The 18,356-nt window shown below is 71.2% G+C and carries 15 protein-coding genes; 10 read left to right on the top strand and 5 right to left on the bottom strand.

Going from position 1 to position 18,356, the window contains the following annotated elements:
• Positions 1-130 precede the first annotated feature (130 nt).
• Positions 131-562 carry an NUDIX hydrolase gene (locus ACFV9H_RS17275; RefSeq protein ID WP_385398617.1) on the bottom strand — a complete coding sequence of 144 codons (432 nt, stop codon included), beginning with the start codon at positions 560-562 and terminating at the stop codon, positions 131-133.
• Entirely contained in the window at positions 559-1,113 is a 555-nt protein-coding gene (locus tag ACFV9H_RS17270; RefSeq protein WP_385398615.1) for an NADAR family protein, read from the bottom strand. Before ACFV9H_RS17270 ends, ACFV9H_RS17275 begins: the two co-directional genes overlap by 4 nt.
• Positions 1,114-1,307: 194 nt before the next feature.
• Here ACFV9H_RS17270 and ACFV9H_RS17265 point away from each other — a divergent pair, with 194 nt between their 5' ends.
• From ACFV9H_RS17265 to ACFV9H_RS17230, 8 genes are all read left to right on the top strand, one after another.
• Positions 1,308-2,822, top strand: coding sequence for a gamma-aminobutyraldehyde dehydrogenase (locus ACFV9H_RS17265; RefSeq protein ID WP_385398785.1), 1,515 nt, complete (start codon positions 1,308-1,310; stop codon positions 2,820-2,822).
• Between the two features lie 48 nt (positions 2,823-2,870).
• Positions 2,871-4,121, top strand: a complete 1,251-nt coding sequence (locus tag ACFV9H_RS17260) for a spermidine/putrescine ABC transporter substrate-binding protein (RefSeq protein WP_385398613.1) — start codon at positions 2,871-2,873, stop codon at positions 4,119-4,121.
• Between the two features lie 73 nt (positions 4,122-4,194).
• Complete coding sequence (locus tag ACFV9H_RS17255; RefSeq protein ID WP_385398611.1) at positions 4,195-5,343, top strand: ABC transporter ATP-binding protein; 1,149 nt, start codon at positions 4,195-4,197, stop codon at positions 5,341-5,343.
• A complete protein-coding gene (locus ACFV9H_RS17250) occupies positions 5,340-6,269 on the top strand; it encodes an ABC transporter permease (RefSeq protein WP_385398608.1) in 930 nt (309 codons plus the stop codon). The genes ACFV9H_RS17255 and ACFV9H_RS17250 overlap by 4 nt, the downstream gene beginning before the upstream one ends.
• A complete protein-coding gene (locus ACFV9H_RS17245) occupies positions 6,269-7,075 on the top strand; it encodes an ABC transporter permease (protein WP_385398605.1) in 807 nt (268 codons plus the stop codon). Before ACFV9H_RS17250 ends, ACFV9H_RS17245 begins: the two co-directional genes overlap by 1 nt.
• Positions 7,076-7,098: 23 nt before the next feature.
• Entirely contained in the window at positions 7,099-8,517 is a 1,419-nt protein-coding gene (locus tag ACFV9H_RS17240) for an NAD(P)/FAD-dependent oxidoreductase (protein ID WP_385398603.1), read from the top strand.
• A 176-nt stretch (positions 8,518-8,693) separates the two neighbouring features.
• Positions 8,694-9,158, top strand: coding sequence for a hypothetical protein (locus tag ACFV9H_RS17235; protein ID WP_385398600.1), 465 nt, complete (start codon positions 8,694-8,696; stop codon positions 9,156-9,158).
• A gap of 82 nt (positions 9,159-9,240) precedes the next feature.
• A complete protein-coding gene (locus ACFV9H_RS17230; protein ID WP_385398783.1) occupies positions 9,241-11,034 on the top strand; it encodes a chitinase in 1,794 nt (597 codons plus the stop codon).
• Between the two features lie 58 nt (positions 11,035-11,092).
• Here ACFV9H_RS17230 and ACFV9H_RS17225 read toward each other — a convergent pair whose 3' ends face one another.
• The 3 genes from ACFV9H_RS17225 to gabT form a co-directional block, all read right to left on the bottom strand.
• A complete protein-coding gene (locus ACFV9H_RS17225; protein ID WP_385398598.1) occupies positions 11,093-11,545 on the bottom strand; it encodes a hypothetical protein in 453 nt (150 codons plus the stop codon).
• A 49-nt stretch (positions 11,546-11,594) separates the two neighbouring features.
• Positions 11,595-12,368 carry a phosphatase PAP2 family protein gene (locus tag ACFV9H_RS17220; RefSeq protein WP_385398595.1) on the bottom strand — a complete coding sequence of 258 codons (774 nt, stop codon included), beginning with the start codon at positions 12,366-12,368 and terminating at the stop codon, positions 11,595-11,597.
• Positions 12,369-12,510: 142 nt separating this feature from the next.
• Positions 12,511-13,857: a 4-aminobutyrate--2-oxoglutarate transaminase gene (gene gabT, locus ACFV9H_RS17215; RefSeq protein ID WP_385398593.1), complete on the bottom strand. Its 1,347-nt coding sequence runs from the start codon at positions 13,855-13,857 to the stop codon at positions 12,511-12,513.
• Positions 13,858-14,092: 235 nt separating this feature from the next.
• On the opposite strand from gabT, the gene ACFV9H_RS17210 reads away from it, so the two are divergent.
• Positions 14,093-16,453: an ATP/GTP-binding protein gene (locus ACFV9H_RS17210; protein ID WP_385398590.1), complete on the top strand. Its 2,361-nt coding sequence runs from the start codon at positions 14,093-14,095 to the stop codon at positions 16,451-16,453.
• 158 nt (positions 16,454-16,611) lie between these two features.
• Entirely contained in the window at positions 16,612-18,192 is a 1,581-nt protein-coding gene (locus tag ACFV9H_RS17205; protein WP_385398587.1) for a PucR family transcriptional regulator, read from the top strand.
• Positions 18,193-18,356: the final 164 nt, after the last annotated feature.

The raw sequence follows: 18,356 nt of genomic DNA, 5'->3' as shown, positions 1-18,356 counted from the left end.
GTCGGCGAAACCACGTGGTGCTCTACCAACTGAGCTACACCGGCCCGAAGCCGATGACGGGACTCGAACCCGCGGCCGCCCCATTGACAGTGGAAGTAGGTCTCGCCTTCGCACCTGGACGAGGATCACGTTAGGCGCCGGGTTCGGGATCCACCACGCAATTACTGAGCAGCGTCGGCACCATGACCGACTCTCCGTCCGTGCCGCGCGACAGCGGGACCCAGATCAGCCCGACCATCCGCGGACAGTCGCACTCCAGGTCCGCGTCGACCCCGAGCACCGGCTCTCCGGGCGCCACCTCCACGCGGAAGCAGGAGGTCCAGCCCGAGGGGTAGGGAGCGTCGTACGCGTACCGCACGCCCAGGGCGCGCAGTCCCACTTCCTCGGCCACCTCCCGCCGGACCCCGTCCTCCGGCTCCTCGCCCTGCTCCAGGCCGCCGCCCGGCAGGGTCCAGTACTCCGGCCCGTCGTGCCGGCCCGTGGGACCCAGGCCGCGCTCGCGCACCATGAGCACGCAGCCGTCCCGGACTATCACGGCGGCGACCCGGCGCCGGTCCGTCACGCCTCTCCCCGCAGGAGCCGCTCGCGGGCCTCCATCAGGGCGAAGCCCAGCAGGTTCAGCCCCCGCCAGCGCGCCGGGTCCAGCGCGCGCTCGTCGTCGGCCGCCAGCCCGATGCCCCAGATCCGGTCCAGCGGGCTGGCCTCGACGAGCACCCGGTTTCCGGTGCCCAGCAGGTACGCGGTCAGCTCCGGTGTGGAGGCGAACTTGTGCACGCTGCCCTCCACCACGATCCTGTACCGCTCGCGCTCCCATATCTCGTCGTCGAAGCCGCGCACGAGCCGCCCGGCCTTCTTCGCCTCGGCCGGAGTCTTGGCTTCCAGCGCCGCGCGCTCCGCTTCAGGGTCCCCGAACAGCCGCGCCTTCCCGGCCATCATCCAGTGCTCCGCCGTGGCGTACCGGACATCACCCACAGTGAATTCGGCCGGCCACCACTGACTCAGACAGCTCGGACCGAGGCTCCCGTCCGGCCTGGGCCGGTGTCCCCAGAACGGCAGGAACTTGACCCGCTCACCACGGCTGACCTGCTCGGTCAGCTTGTCGATCATCTCCATGCACGCGAGTCTGACAGTCGCCACTGACACTTCGTACGGGATTTCGGGCGTGCCTCGACACATGGTCGACCGATTCCGTCGCGTAATCAAAAGGCAACAACGGAATCACTTGGCCGAGGGGTTCTCCTCTGTCAGGATCGGCACTCAATTCGAGCTGTAGCTCGAACTGTAGCTACGGAGAGCGTGAGAGCGTGATGGGCAACCGCTTCCAGGTCAAAGACCGCTTCGCAGACGGCGCGCAGTACATCGACGGGCAACTGAGGGCCGGCACCTCCGGCCAGTCACACACCGTGGTCGACCCCGCCACCGGCGACGAGGTCCTCACCTACGCGCTCGCGAGCACCGCGGACGTCGACGAGGCCGTCGCGGCCGCCAAGCGGGCCTTCCCGGCCTGGTCCGGCGCCACCCCGGGCGAGCGCTCGGACGCACTGCACCGGCTGGCCGCCGTCCTGGCCGAGCAGGCCGAGGACTTCGCGTCCGCCGAGTCCCTCCAGTGCGGCAAGCCGATCAGGCTGTCCACGGAGTTCGACGTGCCGGGGACCATCGACAACGCCGCCTTCTTCGCCGGCGCGGCCCGCCACCTCCAGGGGCAGGCGGCGGGCGAGTACTCCGCGGACCACACCTCCTACGTGCGCCGCGAGGCCATCGGGGTCGTCGGCTCCATCGCGCCCTGGAACTATCCGCTCCAGATGGCCGCCTGGAAGATCCTCCCGGCGATCGCCGCGGGCAACACCATCGTCCTCAAGCCGGCCGAGCTCACCCCGCTGACCTCCCTGATGTTCGCGCAGGCGGCCAAGGACGCGGGTCTGCCCGACGGCGTGATCAACATCGTCACCGGCGCGGGCCGTACGGCCGGAGAGCACCTGGTCGGCCACCCGGACGTGGTCATGACCTCCTTCACCGGCTCCACCGCAGTGGGCAAGCGGGTGGCCGAAGTCGCCACCGCCACCGTGAAGCGGCTCCACCTGGAGCTCGGCGGCAAGGCGCCCTTCCTGGTCTTCGACGACGCCGACCTGGAGGCCGCCGCGAACGGCGCCGTCGCCGCCTCCCTCATCAACACCGGCCAGGACTGCACGGCCGCCACCCGTGCCTACGTCCAGCGGCCGCTGCACGACGCCTTCGTCGCCCGGGTCGCCGAACTGATGGAGACCGTCCGCCTCGGCGACCCCTTCGCCGCCACCACCGACCTCGGCCCGCTGGTCTCCCACGCCCAGCGCGACCGCGTCGCCGGCTTCGTCGAGCGCGCCCGCGGCTACGCCACCGTCGTCACCGGTGGCGAGATCCCCGGCGGGGACCTGGCCGAGGGCGCGTACTACCGGCCCACCCTGATCACCGGCGCCGCCCAGGACAGCGAGGTGGTCCAGTCCGAGATCTTCGGCCCGGTCCTCGTCGTCCTGCCCTTCGACGGTGACGACGAGGGCATCGCGCTGGCCAACGACACCCCGTACGGGCTCGCCGCCTCCGCCTGGAGCCGCGACCTCTACCGGGCCAACCGCGCCACGCGGGAGATCCAGGCGGGCTGCGTCTGGGTCAACGACCACATTCCGATCATCAGCGAGATGCCCCACGGCGGATACAAGGCCAGTGGTTTCGGAAAGGACATGTCGGCCTACTCCTTCGAGGAGTACACGCAGGTCAAGCACGTGATGTACGACAACACGGCGGTCGCCGCGAAGGACTGGCACCGCACGATCTTCGGGGACCGATAAGAGAAGCACCGCCCGACCAGCGGTACACCTCCCGAAAGGGCACCACGCATGGAGCAGTTCGAGCCCGACCGCCTCTCGGAGGCGCAACTCGCCGCGATGCGGCGCAGCCTCACCAGCGGGCGCGGCGCCCTCACCCGCCGCTCGCTGCTGCGCGCCTCCGGTGTCGGAGCGCTCACCCTCGGCGGCCTCTCCACCCTTGCCGCGTGCGGTATCCCGCCGGCGAAGCGCGAGGGCGACACGGCAGTGGCCTCCGACGACCACTCGGCCCAGGAGAAGGAGATCAACTTCTCCAACTGGACCGAGTACATGGACACCAGCGACGACGAGAAGACCCGTCCCACCCTGGAGGAGTTCACCAAGCGGACCGGGATCAAGGTCAAGTACACCGAGGACATCAACGACAACGTCGAGTTCTTCGGCAAGATCAGACCGCAGCTCGCCGCCGGCCAGGACACCGGCCGCGACCTGATCGTCGTCACCGACTGGCTCGCCGCCCGCATCATCCGCCTGGGCTGGGCGCAGAAGCTGGACCCCTCGCACCTGCCCCATGCCTACGCCAACCTGATCCCACAGTTCCGCACCCCCGACTGGGACCCGGGCCGCGCCTACAGCTACCCGTGGACCGGCATCGACACCGTCATCGCCTACAACACCAAGGCCACCGACGGGAAGAAGGTCGACTCCGTCACCCAGATGCTCGACGACCCCACCCTCAAGGGCCGGGTCGGCTTCCTCACGGAGATGCGCGACTCCGTCGGCATGACCCTGCTCGACCAGGGCAAGGACCCGGCGAACTTCACCACCGCGGACTTCGACGGCGCGATCGGCCGCCTCCAGAAGGGCGTGGACACCAAGCAGATCCGCCGCTTCACGGGCAACGACTACACCGCCGACCTCGACAAGGGCGACCTCGCCGCCTGTCTCGCCTGGGCGGGCGACGTGATCCAGCTCCAGGCCGGCAACCCGGACATCCAGTACGCGATCCCGGCCCCCGGATACATCACCTCCAGCGACAACCTGCTGGTCCCCGCCAAGGCCCGGCACAAGGCCAACGCGGAGAAGCTCATCGACTACTACTACGAGCCCCCGGTCGCCGCCCAGCTGGCCGCCTTCATCAGCTACGTCTGCCCGGTCGAGGGCGTCAAGGACGAGCTGGCCAAGATCGATCCGGCACTCGCGGACAACCCCCTGATCGTCCCGGACAAGGCCATGGCCGCCAAGGCGCACGCCTTCCGCTCCCTCACCAGCGAGGAAGAGACCGCGTACGAAGAGAAGTTCGCCAAGCTCATCGGCGCGTAGCCGGCCGCGCCGTCCGCGCCATGCGGCGAACCCTTCCTTGTCCTCTCCGCCCACCCACCCCCGGGACCCCTTCATGACTGACAAGACCGAAGGCGGCGACGTCCGCCTCTCCGGGATCAGCAAGCACTACGGCTCCTTCACCGCCGTGCACCCGCTGGACCTCACCATCCCCCAGGGCTCCTTCTTCGCCCTGCTCGGCGCCTCGGGCTGCGGCAAGACCACCACCCTGCGCATGATCGCCGGCCTGGAGGAGCCCTCCACCGGGACGGTCCACCTCGGCGACCGGGCGGTCACGCACCTCCCGCCGTACAAGCGCCCGGTCAACACGGTCTTCCAGAGCTACGCGCTGTTCCCGCACCTGAACATCTCCGAGAACATCGCCTTCGGGCTCCGCCGCCGCGGGATCAAGTCCGTCAAGAAGCAGGTCGACGACATGCTGGAACTGGTCCAGCTCGGCCAGTTCGCCCAGCGCAAGCCGCACCAGCTCTCCGGCGGCCAGCAGCAGCGCGTCGCCGTGGCCCGCGCCCTGATCAACCACCCGCAGGTGCTCCTCCTCGACGAGCCCCTCGGCGCCCTCGACCTCAAGCTGCGCCGCCAGATGCAGCTGGAGCTCAAGCGGATCCAGACCGAGGTCGGCATCACCTTCGTGCACGTCACGCACGACCAGGAAGAGGCCATGACCATGGCCGACACGGTCGCCGTGATGAACGGCGGCCGCGTCGAGCAGCTGGGCGCCCCCGCCGAGCTGTACGAGAACCCGGGCACCACCTTCGTCGCCAACTTCCTCGGCACGTCCAACCTCATCGAGGCCTCCGTGGAGTCCGCCGGGTCCGAGGTGGTGGTCTCCGCCTCCGGCACGAAGCTGCACCTGCCCGCCGCCCGTTGCGCGACCACCCCCCGCTCCGGGGGGAAGCTGCTGGTCGGGGTCCGCCCGGAGAAGATCTCCCTGGTCCACGCCGACGAGGAGCACACCATCGCCGCCGGCCGCAACAAGGTCGCGGGCAAGATCGCCGACTCCTCCTTCATCGGGGTCTCCACCCAGTACGTGATCGACAGCAAGGTCTGTCCCGAGCTGGAGGTCTACGCCCAGAACATCGAGCGGGACGCCCGCCTGGTGCCGGGCGCCGACGTCATCCTGCACTGGAACCCGGAGCACACCTTCGGCCTCGACGCGGCCCAGGACATCGACGCGGGCATCGAGACGGTCGAGGAGAGCGCATGACCGCCCCCGCCACACTGCCGGAGGTCGCCGCCCCCGCCGAACCCCCGGTGCACAAGGCGTCCGTGCGCAAGCGGCTGGTCCCGTACTGGCTGCTGCTCCCCGGCATCCTGTGGCTGCTGGTCTTCTTCGTCCTGCCGATGGTCTACCAGGCCTCCACCTCGGTGCAGACGGGCTCCCTCGAAGAGGGCTTCCAGGTCACCTGGCACTTCCAGACCTACTGGGACGCCTTCACCGAGTACTACCCGCAGTTCCTGCGCTCCCTGCTGTACGCCGGCACCGCCACCGCGCTGTGCCTGCTGCTCGGGTACCCGCTGGCCTACCTGATCGCCTTCAAGGCCGGCCGCTGGCGCAACCTGCTGCTGGTCCTGGTGATCGCCCCGTTCTTCACCAGCTTCCTGATCCGCACGCTGGCCTGGAAGACGATCCTGGCCGACGGCGGCCCGGTGGTCGCCGTCCTCAACAACATCGGTTTCCTCGACGTCACCAGCTGGCTCGGCATGACCGAGGGCGACCGGGTGCTGGCCACGCCGCTGGCGGTGGTCTGCGGTCTGACGTACAACTTCCTCCCCTTCATGATCCTCCCGCTGTACTCCTCGCTGGAGCGCATCGACACCCGCCTCCACGAGGCGGCCGGGGACCTGTACGCGAAGCCGGCCACGGTCTTCCGCAAGGTGACCTTCCCGCTCTCCATGCCGGGTGTGGTCTCCGGGACCCTGCTCACCTTCATTCCGGCGAGCGGTGACTACGTGAACGCCGAACTGCTCGGCTCCACGGACACCCGGATGATCGGCAACGTCATCCAGTCGCAGTACCTGCGGATCCTCGACTACCCGACGGCGGCCGCGCTGTCCTTCATCCTCATGGCCATCGTGCTGATCATGGTCACCATCTACATCCGCCGAGCGGGGACGGAGGACCTGGTCTGATGCGCACTCTCACCGGCTGGCTGCGGCGCAATCTCGTCGTCATCTTCGGCCTCGGCACGCTCGCGTACATGATCCTGCCGAACGTCGTCGTCACCGTCTTCTCCTTCAACAACCCCACCGGGCGGTTCAACTACGCCTGGCAGGAGTTCTCGCTCGACGCGTGGAAGGACCCGTGCGGGGTCGCCGACCTGTGCGGCTCGCTCTCGCTCTCGCTCCAGATCGCCCTGTGGTCCACCCTCGCGGCGACGGCACTGGGCACCGCGATCGCCTTCGCGCTGGTCCGCTACCGCTTCAAGGCGCGCGGCGCGGTCAACTCGCTGATCTTCCTGCCCATGGCCATGCCCGAGATCGTGATGGCGGCCTCGCTGCTCGCGCTCTTCCTCAACATGGGCATCCAGCTGGGCTTCTGGACGATCCTGATCGCCCACATCATGTTCTGCCTCAGCTTCGTCGTCGCCGCCGTCAAGGCGCGCGTCCTGTCCATGGACCCGCGCCTGGAGGAGGCCGCCCGCGACCTCTACGCCGGCCCGGTGCAGACCTTCGTGCGGGTCACCCTGCCGATCGCCGCCCCCGGTATCGCGGCGGGCGCACTGCTTTCCTTCGCGCTCTCCTTCGACGACTTCATCATCACCAACTTCAACTCGGGCAACACCGTCACCTTCCCCATGTTCGTGTGGGGATCGGCCCAGCGCGGTACGCCCGTACAGATCAACGTCATCGGCACGGCGATGTTCGTCATCGCGGTGCTGGTGGTCCTGGCCGGCCAGATGGTCGGCAACCGCCGCAAGAAGGCACAGCCCAAGTAACACCCTGTAGGGAGTTGGAAGCCATGGCCCCAGTCGCCATGCGTAGTGTTGCGAAATCCCTTTCCGAAGCCATGCCGGTCTCGTACTGGCTGGACGACCCCGGCAAGCCCGCCCCCCGACCGGCGCTCACCTCCGACGAGAAGTGCGACCTGCTCGTCATCGGCGGCGGCTACAGCGGGCTGTGGACCGCGCTCCTCGCCAAGGAGCGGGACCCGCAGCGGGACGTCGTACTGATCGAGAGCAAGGAGGCGGGCTGGGCCGCCTCCGGCCGCAACGGCGGCTTCTGCGCGGCCTCCCTCACCCACGGCCTCGCCAACGGACTGGCCCGCTGGCCGGGCGAGCTCGCCAAGCTGGAGGAGCTGGGCGCCCGCAACCTCGACGCCATCGAGGAGGCGGTCGCCCGCTACGGAATCGACTGCGACTTCGAGCGCACCGGCGAGATCGACGTGGCCACCGAACCGCACCAGGTCGAGGAGTTGCGGGAACTCCACGAGGAGGCCCGGCGCCTCGGCCTCGCGGGCAACTCCGAATGGCTCGATGGCGACGCGGTGCGCGCGGAGGTCGGCTCGCCGACGTTCCTCGCGGGCCTATGGGACCGCGACGGCGTCGCCATGATCCACCCGGCGAAGCTGGCCTGGGGTCTCAAGCAGGCCTGCCTCGACCTCGGGGTGCGGATCTACGAGAACACCCGCGGCCTGCAGATGGCCTCGGCCGGCCGCGGGATGACCGTCCAGACCCCGTACGGCACGATCCTCGCGCGCAGGGTCGCCCTGGGCACCAACATCTTCCCGTCGCTGGTCAAGCGGATCCGCCCGTTCACCGTCCCGGTCTACGACTACGCGCTGATGACCGAGCCGCTGGACGAGGAGCAGCTGGCCTCCATCGGCTGGAAGAACCGACAGGGGCTCGGCGACAGCGCCAACCAGTTCCACTACTTCCGGATCACCAAGGACAACCGGATCCTCTGGGGCGGCTACGACGCGATCTACCCCTACCGGGGGAAGCTCGACTCCGAGTACGACCACCGCCCCGAGACCTACCTCAAGCTCGCCGAGCACTTCTTCACCGCCTTCCCGCAGCTGGAGGGCGTCAAGTTCAGCCACGCCTGGGGCGGCGCGATCGACACCTGTTCGCGCTTCTCGGCCTTCTTCGGCACCGCGCACTCCGGCAAGGTGGCCTACGCGGCCGGCTACACCGGGCTCGGAGTGGGCGCCACGCGCTTCGGCGCGGACGTGATGCTGGACCTGCTGGACGGCCTCGACACCGAGCGCACCCGGCTGGAGATGGTGAAGTCCAAGCCGATGCCGTTCCCGCCAGAGCCCTTCGCCTGGACCGGGATCACCCTCACCAAGTGGTCGCTGGCCCGCGCCGACCGCCGCGGCGGGCACCGCAACCTCTGGCTCCGTACGCTGGACCGCTTCGGCCTCGGCTTCGACAGCTGAGGCCCGCCGGCCGGGGCCCTTGCCGGCCGGCGCCCTCGCGCACGCCCCCGCACACGACGCCGATCACCGTGTGACCCGGTTCACCACCACGATGTGGTCGAACCCGCGTCATCGCCGCGCCCGGCCCCGCTCTCCCCAGGTGAGGACCCTCACCAACAGGGAAGGGAGGCCGGGCGATGACGATCCCGGGAACCAAGACGGCGGTGGAATGGCTGGTATCGGTGGCGCCCGATCCCGAGGCCTGCCGGTTCGAGTGGGAGCGCAACCCCCTCGGGGTGACCCTGCTGCCCGCCGGTCGGCGCTGGGACGTGCTGATCCTGCCCGGGGAGTTGGGGCAGGCCACCCTCGACGTGCTGAACCTGCTCCTCGACCGGCCCGGCCCGGTGCTCGCCGACTTCGGGGACTCGCGGCTGGGCTTCTTCGTGCCCCCGGGCACGGCTTCCCGCTGGCTCGGCACGGGCGTACGGGGAGCGGGGCGCGGGACCTGGATCGTGGTCCCGTATCCCGGCCGGGCGACGGGCGGGGTCCGCTGGCTGGTGCTCCCGGACGGCGAGGGAACCCTCACCGACCCGTCGGTGCTGGAGCTCGCGATGCACGAGGCGGCCGCGGGCGTGGTGGCGGAGGAGGCCCGGAAGTCTTGACAAGGGCATTGGTCTGGACCATCTTGGGCGCGGCTGACCCCCTCCATCCCCCCACGCCCCGGAGGCAGTTGTGCGCAGAGCCATGTCCTTCGTCACGGCCGCCGCACTCGCGGTGGCCGGCTTCCTCGCCGCGGGGCCGCCCGCCGCGGCGGCCGACGCCGACCTGATCCGCAACGGCGGCTTCGAGGCCGGCCTCGACGGCTGGAACTGCTCGGCGGGCAGCGGAGCCACCGTCACCACCCCCGTCCACGGCGGAAGTTCCGCCCTCAAGGCCACCCCCGTCGGCCAGGACAACGCCCGCTGCTCGCAGACCGTCACCGTCAAGCCCGACTCGACGTACACGCTGACCGCCTGGGTCCAGGGCGCGTACGTCTACCTCGGCGCGAGCGGCACCGGCACCACCGACGCGTCGACCTGGACGCAGAGCGCGGGTGCCTGGAAGCAGCTGACGACCGGCTTCCGCACCGGCCCCTCGACCACCTCCGTGACCGTCTACACGCACGGCTGGTACGGACAGTCCGCCCACTTCACCGACGACCTCACCCTCGTCGGACCCGACCCGGGCGGCCCCGGCCTGCCCCAGCCGCCGGTGGCCCCCACCGGCCTGACGGCCACCGCCACCTCGTCGAGCGCGATCTCCCTGTCCTGGACGGCGGTGCCCGGGGCCACCTCGTACACCGTGTACCGGGACGGCGCCGCGCCCTTCTCCGTCAGCTCCGCCTCGGCGGCCGTGACCAGCCTCGCGGCCTCCACCACGTACACCTTCAGGGTCGGCGCGGTGAACGCGGCGGGCGAGTCCCCGAAGAGCGCCCCCGTCTCCGCGACCACCACGAGCGGCGGCGGCGGGGGCGGCGGCGAACTCCCCGCGCACGCGCTGGTCGGCTACCTGCACGCGAGCTTCGCCAACGGCTCCGGCCACCTCCGGATGGCCGACGTACCCGCCTCCTGGGACGTCATCAACCTCGCCTTCGGCGAACCGACTTCGGTGACCTCCGGGGACATCCGCTTCCGGCTCTGCCCGGTCGCCGAATGCCCGACCGTCGAAGCGGAGGCCGAGTTCAAGGCGGCCATCAAGGCCAAGCAGGCGGCGGGCAAGAAGGTGCTGATCTCGATCGGCGGCCAGAACGGCCAGGTCCAGCTCGGGACCACGGCCGCCCGCGACACCTTCGTCTCCTCCGTCGGCAAGATCATCGACGAGTACGGACTCGACGGCCTCGACATCGACTTCGAGGGCCACTCCCTCTCCCTGGCCACCGGCGACACCGACTTCCGGGCCCCCACCACACCGGGAATCGTCAACCTCATCTCGGCCGTGAAGACCCTGAAGGCCAAGTACGGCCCCGGCTTCGTCCTGACCATGGCCCCCGAGACCTTCTTCGTGCAGCTCGGCTACCAGTACTACGGCTCCGGCCCCTGGGGCGGCCAGGACCCGCGCGCCGGCGCCTACCTGCCGGTCATCCACGCCCTGCGCGACGACCTCACCCTGCTCCACGTCCAGGACTACAACTCGGGCTCGATCATGGGCCTCGACAACCAGTACCACTCCATGGGCGGCGCCGACTTCCACATCGCCATGACCGACATGCTGCTCACCGGCTTCCCGGTGGCCGGCAACACCGCCCGGGTGTTCCCGCCGCTGCGCCCGGACCAGGTCGCCATCGGCCTGCCGGCCACGACCAACGCGGGCAACGGCCACACCGCGCCCGCCGAGGTGAACAAGGCACTGGACTGCCTGACGAAAAAGACGAACTGCGGCGGCTACCAGACCCACGGGACCTGGCCCGCCCTGCGCGGCCTGATGACCTGGTCGATCAACTGGGACCGCTTCGGCGGCTGGGAGTTCTCGAGGAACTTCGACTCCTACTTCGGCGGCTGAAGCAGCGCCCGGCCCCGGCCGGTCCGGCGCCCTCCGCGGCCCGGACCGGCCGGTGGCGTCAGTCGCCGGAGCTGCCGAAGAAGCCGACGTGGGTGGGCTCGTCGCCGGTGTACAGCAGGACGTACAGCCCGCTCCAGCGCAGGCTGCCCTCGCTCGACAGGCTCTCCGTGTACTCCTGGTGGCTCATCGCCCGCGAGGCCCGCGCGATCAGCTCTTCGAACTGTGCGACGGTCGGCCGGTCCGTGCCGAAGTGGTGCAGTATCCGGTCGGCGGCGAGGGGCCGCACGGTGCCTTCCTGCTCCTCCGGGCCCCGGACGACCCGCACGACATCGAGGATCGTGTGCGTGCCCTGCGTGCCCATGAACTCGTGGTCGGCCCACAGCGAGGCCAGGTCCGGATAGTCGTCGATCTCGCCGAACTCCTCCCTGAACACGCGTGCCTGCAGGGCTGTCAGCGATGCCTCGACGCCGCCCTCGTACTCCGTCACGTAGTCCCACCCGCTGGCACCCATCGCGCGCCGCCGCCTTCCGTAGGGGAGAAGTCCCAAGATCGGCGACAGACTAGGCGGGGGGTCTGACAGTGCGGCGTACGACCCCTGCGACGGCCATCAGCAGGGGCGTGCACAGGAAGCAGCTGGCCAGTACGTCCAGAGGCCAGTGCCAGCCGCGCAGGATCAGGCCGGCGGCCGTGGCGCCCGTCAGGACGAGGGCGACGGCCAGCGGCCACCCGCGGCGGGTGTACGGGCCGATCAGCAGGGCCGCGCCGACGTAGGCGACGGCGGAGGTGGCGGTGTGACCCGAGGGGTAGTAGCCGGCGGCCCAGGGCTCCAGGGGGCCCGGGCGGGCGGTCCACTCCTTCAGCGGCACGATCACGGCCGGGACCAGGGCCATCGCCAGGCCCGCGGTCAGGGCCGGGGCCCAGGCGCGGGAGCGCCGGACGGCGTACGCCATCGCCAGGGCCAGGACCGGTACGGCGACCGGGATGTTGCCGAGGTCGGCGAGGCGCTCGGTGACGGCGTCGGGGACCGTGCGGACCAGGGCGCGGCTGAGGTTCTCGTCCGGCGTGATCAGCGGGCCCGAGACGAGGACCTGCCAGGTCGTCAGTGCGAGTCCCAGCAGGGAGAGGAGAAGGAGGAGGATGGCCGGCCGTCCCGGAACAGGGGGGATGGTTCCGGGACGGCCGCCCGGATCGGGTTGCCGTACGCCCCGGGGGGTTTGGGGCGGACGGCTGTCCGATCGGTGAGGAGTGTGCGCGAACGCATGCCCAGTGCGGCGCTGGGGAAGCCCGGTACTGGTGTCGCCCCCGGTTTCCCGGGAACGGGGTGTCTCACTCATCTGCAGAAACCGTACGGCAGCGAGAGGGGGGCCGACAGCAAGAACGCGCTCTTGCCATCGGCCCCCCACACCTTCTTCACAGCGTCCGACCGTTACCGCTGGTAGCGATCGGGTGCTGCGATCGGACGTTCTAGACGTTCGATCAGATCTCCGTACCGATGCCGGCGAACGCGGCCTCGATGAGGTCCAGGCCCTCGTTCAGCAGGTCCTCGCCGATGACGATCGGCGGGAGGAAGCGGAGCACGTTGCCGTAGGTGCCGCAGGTGAGGACGAGCAGGCCCTCGGCGTGGCAGGCCTTGGCGAGCGCGCCGGCCGCCTCCGGGAACGGGGTCTTGGAGACCGGGTCCTTCACGAGCTCGATCGCGATCATGGCGCCGCGGCCGCGGATGTCACCGATGATCTCGTACTTCTCCTGCATGGCGGAGAGACGGGCCTTCATGACGGACTCGATCTTCTTCGCCGCGGCGTTGAGGTCGAGCTGCTTCATGGTCTCGATGGAGCCGAGCGCACCGGCGCACGCCACCGGGTTGCCGCCGTAGGTGCCGCCCAGGCCACCCGCGTGGGCGGAGTCCATGATCTCGGCGCGGCCGGTCACGGCGGCGAGCGGCAGACCGCCCGCGATGCCCTTGGCGGTGGTGATCAGGTCGGGGACGATGCCCTCGTCCTCGCACGCGAACCACTGGCCGGTGCGGCAGAAGCCGGACTGGATCTCGTCGGCGACGAAGACGATGCCGTTCTCGTTGGCGAACTTCACGATCTCCGGCAGGAAGCCCTTGGCCGGCTCGATGAAGCCGCCCTCGCCGAGGACCGGCTCGATGATGATCGCGGCGACGTTCTCGGCGCCGATCTGCTTGGTGATGTTGTCGATCGCGATGGCGGCGGCCTCGGGGCCGCAGTTCTCGGCGCCGCTGGGCCAGCGGTAGCCGTAGGCGACCGGGACGCGGTAGACCTCGGGGGCGAAGGGACCGAAGCCCTGCTTGTACGGCATGTTCTTCGAGGTCAGCGCCATCGTCAGGTTCGTACGGCCGTGGTAGCCGTGGTCGAAGACGACGACGGCCTGGCGCTTGGTGTACGCACGGGCGATCTTGACGGCGTTCTCGACGGCCTCGGCGCCGGAGTTGAACAGCGCCGACTTCTTGGCGTGGGTGCCCGGGGTCAGCTCGGCGAGGGCCTCGCAGACCTCGACGTAGCCCTCGTACGGGGTGACCATGAAACAGGTGTGGGTGAAGTCCGCGAGCTGCGCGGAGGCGCGGCGCACGACGGCCTCGGCGGAGGCGCCGACGGAGGTCACGGCGATGCCGGAGCCGAAGTCGATCAGGCGGTTGCCGTCGACGTCCTCGATGATGCCGCCGCCCGCGCGGGCCGTGAAGACGGGGAGCACGGAGCCCACGCCGCCGGCCACCGTCTCAAGGCGGCGGGCCTGCAGCTCCTGCGACTTGGGGCCGGGGATCGCGGTGACGAGCTTGCGCTCCTGCGGGACAGCGGTCATAGGGAGCTCCCTGGGGGTGATTTCGGACGCACTTGTGTCTTTGTCCGCAGGCTAGGCCCGGGGGCGGGGGTCCTGCATGCTCCGTTCGGGAGTGGTGCCCGCGTGTCCTTGTCCGTGACGGCCATAGGAGGGATGCGGGGCGCGTCTTGTGGATCATGACCGGGTACGGGCCGAAGGCGCGGGCCGGGCACTAGATTGAGCGCCGCAGCACCGAACTGGCAGGGGGCAGGGGTTCATGGACACCGAGGGCACGCACGACGGACGCTCGACGCGGGCAGGTCACGTCCCCCGGCCTTCGGTACCGCCGAGGCCGGTGGGGGCCCCGCCGAAGCCGCTCGTACCGCCGTCTCCCGCGCACGTCCCGGCCCAAGGGCCGGAGTTGGAGCAGTGGTTGTCCCTTCCGCGGGTCGGCACGGACCCGGGTGTGTGGCGGACCGGTCCGACAGGGGATGCCGCGCGTGACGCAGTGAACGTCCGCCAGCTCCGCAATCGCGCGATCCTGACGTTCCTCGGCTGCGTTCTCGTGTGGCGGATCACGATGTACGGATCCGTCCCGTGGTCGACCTACCTGCTGCTGATCTTCACACCCGGCGACTGGTGGGACCCCTACAGCCACCTGCCGGTCGATGACCGGGGGGCCATCGCGATGGAGGTCTACGAGGTGCTCCTCACCGCAGGGCTCGTCTTCGGGTTCGCCCGGCTGGGCAACTGGCGGACCGCTTTCGAGCGCGTGGTGGCGGACCAGGGACGAAGGGCCGCGGCGCTCGGTGCCACGCTCGGCGCGCTGTTGGTGGTGATCGTGTTCAAGACGCACCTCGTGAAGGTGGAGGAACTGGTCCTCGGGCACGTGCCGTGGCGGGAGATCGAGCCGGCCACGGGTGCGGTCGTCATGTGGATCCTGTACGCGGTGATCTACCTTCCGGTCATCGTGTTCTTCGTCAGGCTTGCCGACTGGTCCGGACGGGGCCGGGCCGCCGCGGCGGAAGCAGCGGCCGCGCGGGCCGCTGCCCAGCCGGTGCGGCGCACCGACCTCACATCCTGGGCGGAACTGCGTGCCGCAGGGCTGGCCGAGTCGGCCGAAAGGCTGGAAGCCGAGATCAAGGCCGGGCGGATGAACGACGTGGACTACACCCGAATCCGCAGGGCCTGGGAGTCGGTACAGGCCGACCCCAGCCGGCTGCGGGCCTTCGCCGACGCCGTGCGCGACAAGGGCGCCGCCGCCTGTGCCCACCCCTCCGGGGCGCGGGACCTGCCCGTCAGGGCAGCCCGGCACGATCTGCTGGTCCGGCAGGTGCGGCTCGGCACCGTCGAGGACGAGCCGCGCAACCCCTACGCCCGCCGCGGCACCGGCCTCGCCCTCGACCCCGACGTGCTCGGCACCTCGCTCCTCGCCGTCGGGCCCTCCGGCGCCGGGAAGACGGGCCGGCTCGTGCGGCCCGTCGTCGAGTCGCTCGCGCTGCAGGCGCTCGCCGGGCAGGCCGCCGTCGTCGCCGTGGGGGCGGCCGGCGCGCAGCTCGGGCCGGACGGGGCCTACGACGTCGTCGTGCGCGTCGGCGACCCCGGCTCCGTCTACGACCTCGACCTCTACGGCGGCACGACCGACCCCGACGAGGCCGCCACCCTGCTCGCCGAGGCCTTCGTCGGTGAGGTCCCCGGGATCGAGGTACGCCGCGCCGCGACCGCCCTCGCGCAGCTCCTCGGGCCCTTCCGGGCGGCGTACGGTCGGTTCCCCGCCGTGCCCGAGCTGCGCGAGCTGCTCGACCAGGTGCCGGACGCCCTCGCCGGGCTGCGCCGAGCCCTGGAGGACGCCGGGGCGCACGCCATGCTCCGCGAGCTCGACGCGCGGGAGCGGCAGTACGGATCCCACGGCGACCCCGGGCCGGCCCTCGCCGACCGGGTGGCGCTGCTGGACCGGCCCGCCTTCGCCGGCTTCTTCGACACCACCGGCCAGGGGCGGCCCTTCTCGCTGCGCGCCCTGGAGCACCCGATCCGGGTCCGCGTCGACCTGCCCGAGCGCGGGCACGCCGACGCCTCCCGGATGCTGGCCCGGCTGTTGCTCGCCCAGTTCAACGCCGCCGCGGCCGCCCGCACCGACCGCTCCCTCTTCGCCTTCCTCGCCTTCGACGACGCCTCCCACACCCTGACCGCGGAGACCGTGCGCGGCGTACAGCGACTGCGGTCCGCGAACGCAGGCGTACTGCTCACGCTGCGCACGCTGGACGACGTACCGGAGGCGCTGCGCACTCCGCTGCTCGGCGCGGTCGGCTGCCGGATGGCCTTCTCCGGGGTCACCACCTGGGACGGCAAGCGCTTCGCCGAGGCCTGGGGCACCGAGTGGGTGGAGACCCGCGACGTCACCCACCGCACGGTCTTCGCCGACCAGCCGCTGACCCGGGCCATCCACGCCTTCCGCAAGCTCGTCACCGGCAAGGCCGTCACCACGGACGCGGTGACCGTGCGCCAGGTGGAGCGCGAGCGCTGGTCCGCCTCGGACCTCGCGCACGCGGTGCCGCCGGGGTCCGCGGTGCTGTCGCTGACCTCGGTCCGCGGGGAACGGGCGGCGCCGTTGCTGGTGCGGCTGGCCGGATCGGCCTGACCCGCACCCGAAACCGTACGAGGTGGCAGAATCGAGGGGAGTCGTTCATACGGCGCGGCGAAAAGCTCCCGTGGTCGTTCTGGTGCTCTGTACGCCTCCGTCCGTCAGCCCGCCGTTCAGCCCTCCGCCGTCCCTCCCGCTAAGGCCCCTGGTAACCGATGCCGCTCACCCTCGCCTCGCTCGTCCAGCACTCGGCGCTCAAACTCAGCGTCCGGGCGGGGGAGAGCCGCCTCGACACCCCCGTGCGCTGGGCCCACGTCAGCGAGCTCGCCGACCCCGTTCCGTACATGGAGGGCGGGGAGCTGCTGCTGATCACCGCGATGAAGCTGGACGCCGAGGATCCGCAGGAGATGCTCCGTTACGTACGCCGCCTCGCCGCGGCCGGGGTCGTCGGCATCGGCTTCGCCATCGGGGTCAACTACGAGGCGGTCCCCGAAGCACTGGTCGAGGCCGCGCGGGCCGAGGACATGCCGCTGCTGGAGGTACCCCGCCGGACCCCGTTCCTCGCGATCAGCAAGGCCGTCTCCGCGGCCCTCGCGGCGGACCAGTACCGCGCCGTGACCGCCGGCTTCGAGGCGCAGCGGGAGCTGACGCGCGCCGCGCTGTCCGCCGACGGGCCCGCCGAGCTGCTCGCGAAGCTGGCGGCGCACGTGCACGGCTGGGCCGCGCTCTACGACACCTCGGGCGCGGTCGTCGCGGCCGCCCCCGACTGGGCCGCGCGCCGCGCCGCCCGCCTCACCCCCGACGTGGAGCGGCTTCGGGACCGGCCCGCGCCCGCCAGTGCGGTGGTCGGCGGCGCGGAGGACCGGGTGGAGCTCCAGTCGCTGGGCACCGGGCGGCGGGCGCGCGGCGCGCTGGCCGTCGGGACCGCCGCCCCGCTGGGCACGGCCGAGCGGTACGCCGTGCACTCCGCCGTCGCCCTCCTCACCCTCACCACCGAGCGCTCGCGCTCCCTGCACGACGCCGAGTCCCGGCTGGGGGCGGCGGTGCTGCGGATGCTGCTGGCGGGGGAGGCGGAGCACGCGCGGTCCGTGGCCGGAGACCTGTACGGAGTGTTGCTGGAGGCCCCCTTCCGGTTGATCGTGGCCGAACCGGCACTCCCCGGCACGGCCCAGCCGGAGGGCCTGGCCCTGCTGGCCGACGCGGTGGAGTCGGCGGCCGCCCGCACGGGCGAAACGCTGCTGGTGGTGCCCGAGCCGGGCCGGCTCGTGGTGCTGGCCGCCGACGCGGGCTCGGCCGTACAGGCGTGCGTGGACCACGCGGAGGCCTTGGAGGCCCGGCGCGGCCGGGACGCGAGCGGGCCGGAGCCCGACGAACTGGTGGTCGGCCTGTCCGCGCCGGCCGGACCGGGCACCGTGGCGGCCGCCCTGAAACAGGCCGACCAGGCCCTCGCGGTGGCCCGCCGGCGCGGTCGTCCCCTGGTGGAACACGAGGACATGGCGGCGGGCTCGGTCCTGCCGCTGCTCGCCGACGACGCGGTACGGGCCTTCGCCGACGGCACGCTGCGGGCCCTGCGGGAGCACGACGCGACGGGCCGGGGGGACCTGGTGGCCTCCCTCCAGGCGTGGCTCTCCCGGCACGGCCAGTGGGACGCGGCCGCCGCGGACCTCGGCGTCCACCGGCACACCCTGCGCTACCGGATGAAGCGCGTCGAGGAGATCCTCGGCCGCTCCCTGGAGGACCCGGACGTCCGCATGGAGCTGTGGCTCGCCCTCAAGGCCAGCTCGACTCCGTCGTAGGTGCGGGTGCGGGTGCCGGTGCCGGTGCGAGTGCCGGGTGCGGCGCCGCTGCGGGGGCTCCGCCCCCGACCCCCCGCGCCTCAAACGCCGGCGAGGCTGGATTGGCCTCCGGCGGCGCCTCAAACGCCGGCGGGGCTGGATTTGACCGGAGGGCAATTCAGCCC

This window comes from Streptomyces sp. NPDC059874 (assembly GCF_042731135.1).
GTDB lineage: Bacteria > Actinomycetota > Actinomycetes > Streptomycetales > Streptomycetaceae > Streptomyces.
The sequence above is the reverse complement of the archived record's forward strand: the minus strand, read 5'-3'. Positions and strand labels throughout refer to the sequence as shown.

Excerpts from the sequence above, each read along its gene's own strand:
- ACFV9H_RS17240 (WP_385398603.1), top strand. The coding sequence starts at position 7,099 with ATGGCCCCAGTCGCCATGCGTAGTGTTGCGAAATCCCTTTCCGAAGCC.
- gabT (WP_385398593.1), bottom strand. The coding sequence starts at position 13,857 with ATGACCGCTGTCCCGCAGGAGCGCAAGCTCGTCACCGCGATCCCCGGC.
- ACFV9H_RS17255 (WP_385398611.1), top strand. The coding sequence starts at position 4,195 with ATGACTGACAAGACCGAAGGCGGCGACGTCCGCCTCTCCGGGATCAGC.
- ACFV9H_RS17230 (WP_385398783.1), top strand. The coding sequence starts at position 9,241 with ATGTCCTTCGTCACGGCCGCCGCACTCGCGGTGGCCGGCTTCCTCGCC.
- ACFV9H_RS17235 (WP_385398600.1), top strand. The coding sequence starts at position 8,694 with ATGACGATCCCGGGAACCAAGACGGCGGTGGAATGGCTGGTATCGGTG.
- ACFV9H_RS17260 (WP_385398613.1), top strand. The coding sequence starts at position 2,871 with ATGGAGCAGTTCGAGCCCGACCGCCTCTCGGAGGCGCAACTCGCCGCG.
- ACFV9H_RS17265 (WP_385398785.1), top strand. The coding sequence starts at position 1,308 with ATGGGCAACCGCTTCCAGGTCAAAGACCGCTTCGCAGACGGCGCGCAG.
- ACFV9H_RS17225 (WP_385398598.1), bottom strand. The coding sequence starts at position 11,545 with ATGGGTGCCAGCGGGTGGGACTACGTGACGGAGTACGAGGGCGGCGTC.
- ACFV9H_RS17245 (WP_385398605.1), top strand. The coding sequence starts at position 6,269 with ATGCGCACTCTCACCGGCTGGCTGCGGCGCAATCTCGTCGTCATCTTC.
- ACFV9H_RS17270 (WP_385398615.1), bottom strand. The coding sequence starts at position 1,113 with ATGGAGATGATCGACAAGCTGACCGAGCAGGTCAGCCGTGGTGAGCGG.
- ACFV9H_RS17210 (WP_385398590.1), top strand. The coding sequence starts at position 14,093 with ATGGACACCGAGGGCACGCACGACGGACGCTCGACGCGGGCAGGTCAC.
- ACFV9H_RS17250 (WP_385398608.1), top strand. The coding sequence starts at position 5,340 with ATGACCGCCCCCGCCACACTGCCGGAGGTCGCCGCCCCCGCCGAACCC.
- ACFV9H_RS17205 (WP_385398587.1), top strand. The coding sequence starts at position 16,612 with ATGCCGCTCACCCTCGCCTCGCTCGTCCAGCACTCGGCGCTCAAACTC.
- ACFV9H_RS17220 (WP_385398595.1), bottom strand. The coding sequence starts at position 12,368 with ATGAGTGAGACACCCCGTTCCCGGGAAACCGGGGGCGACACCAGTACC.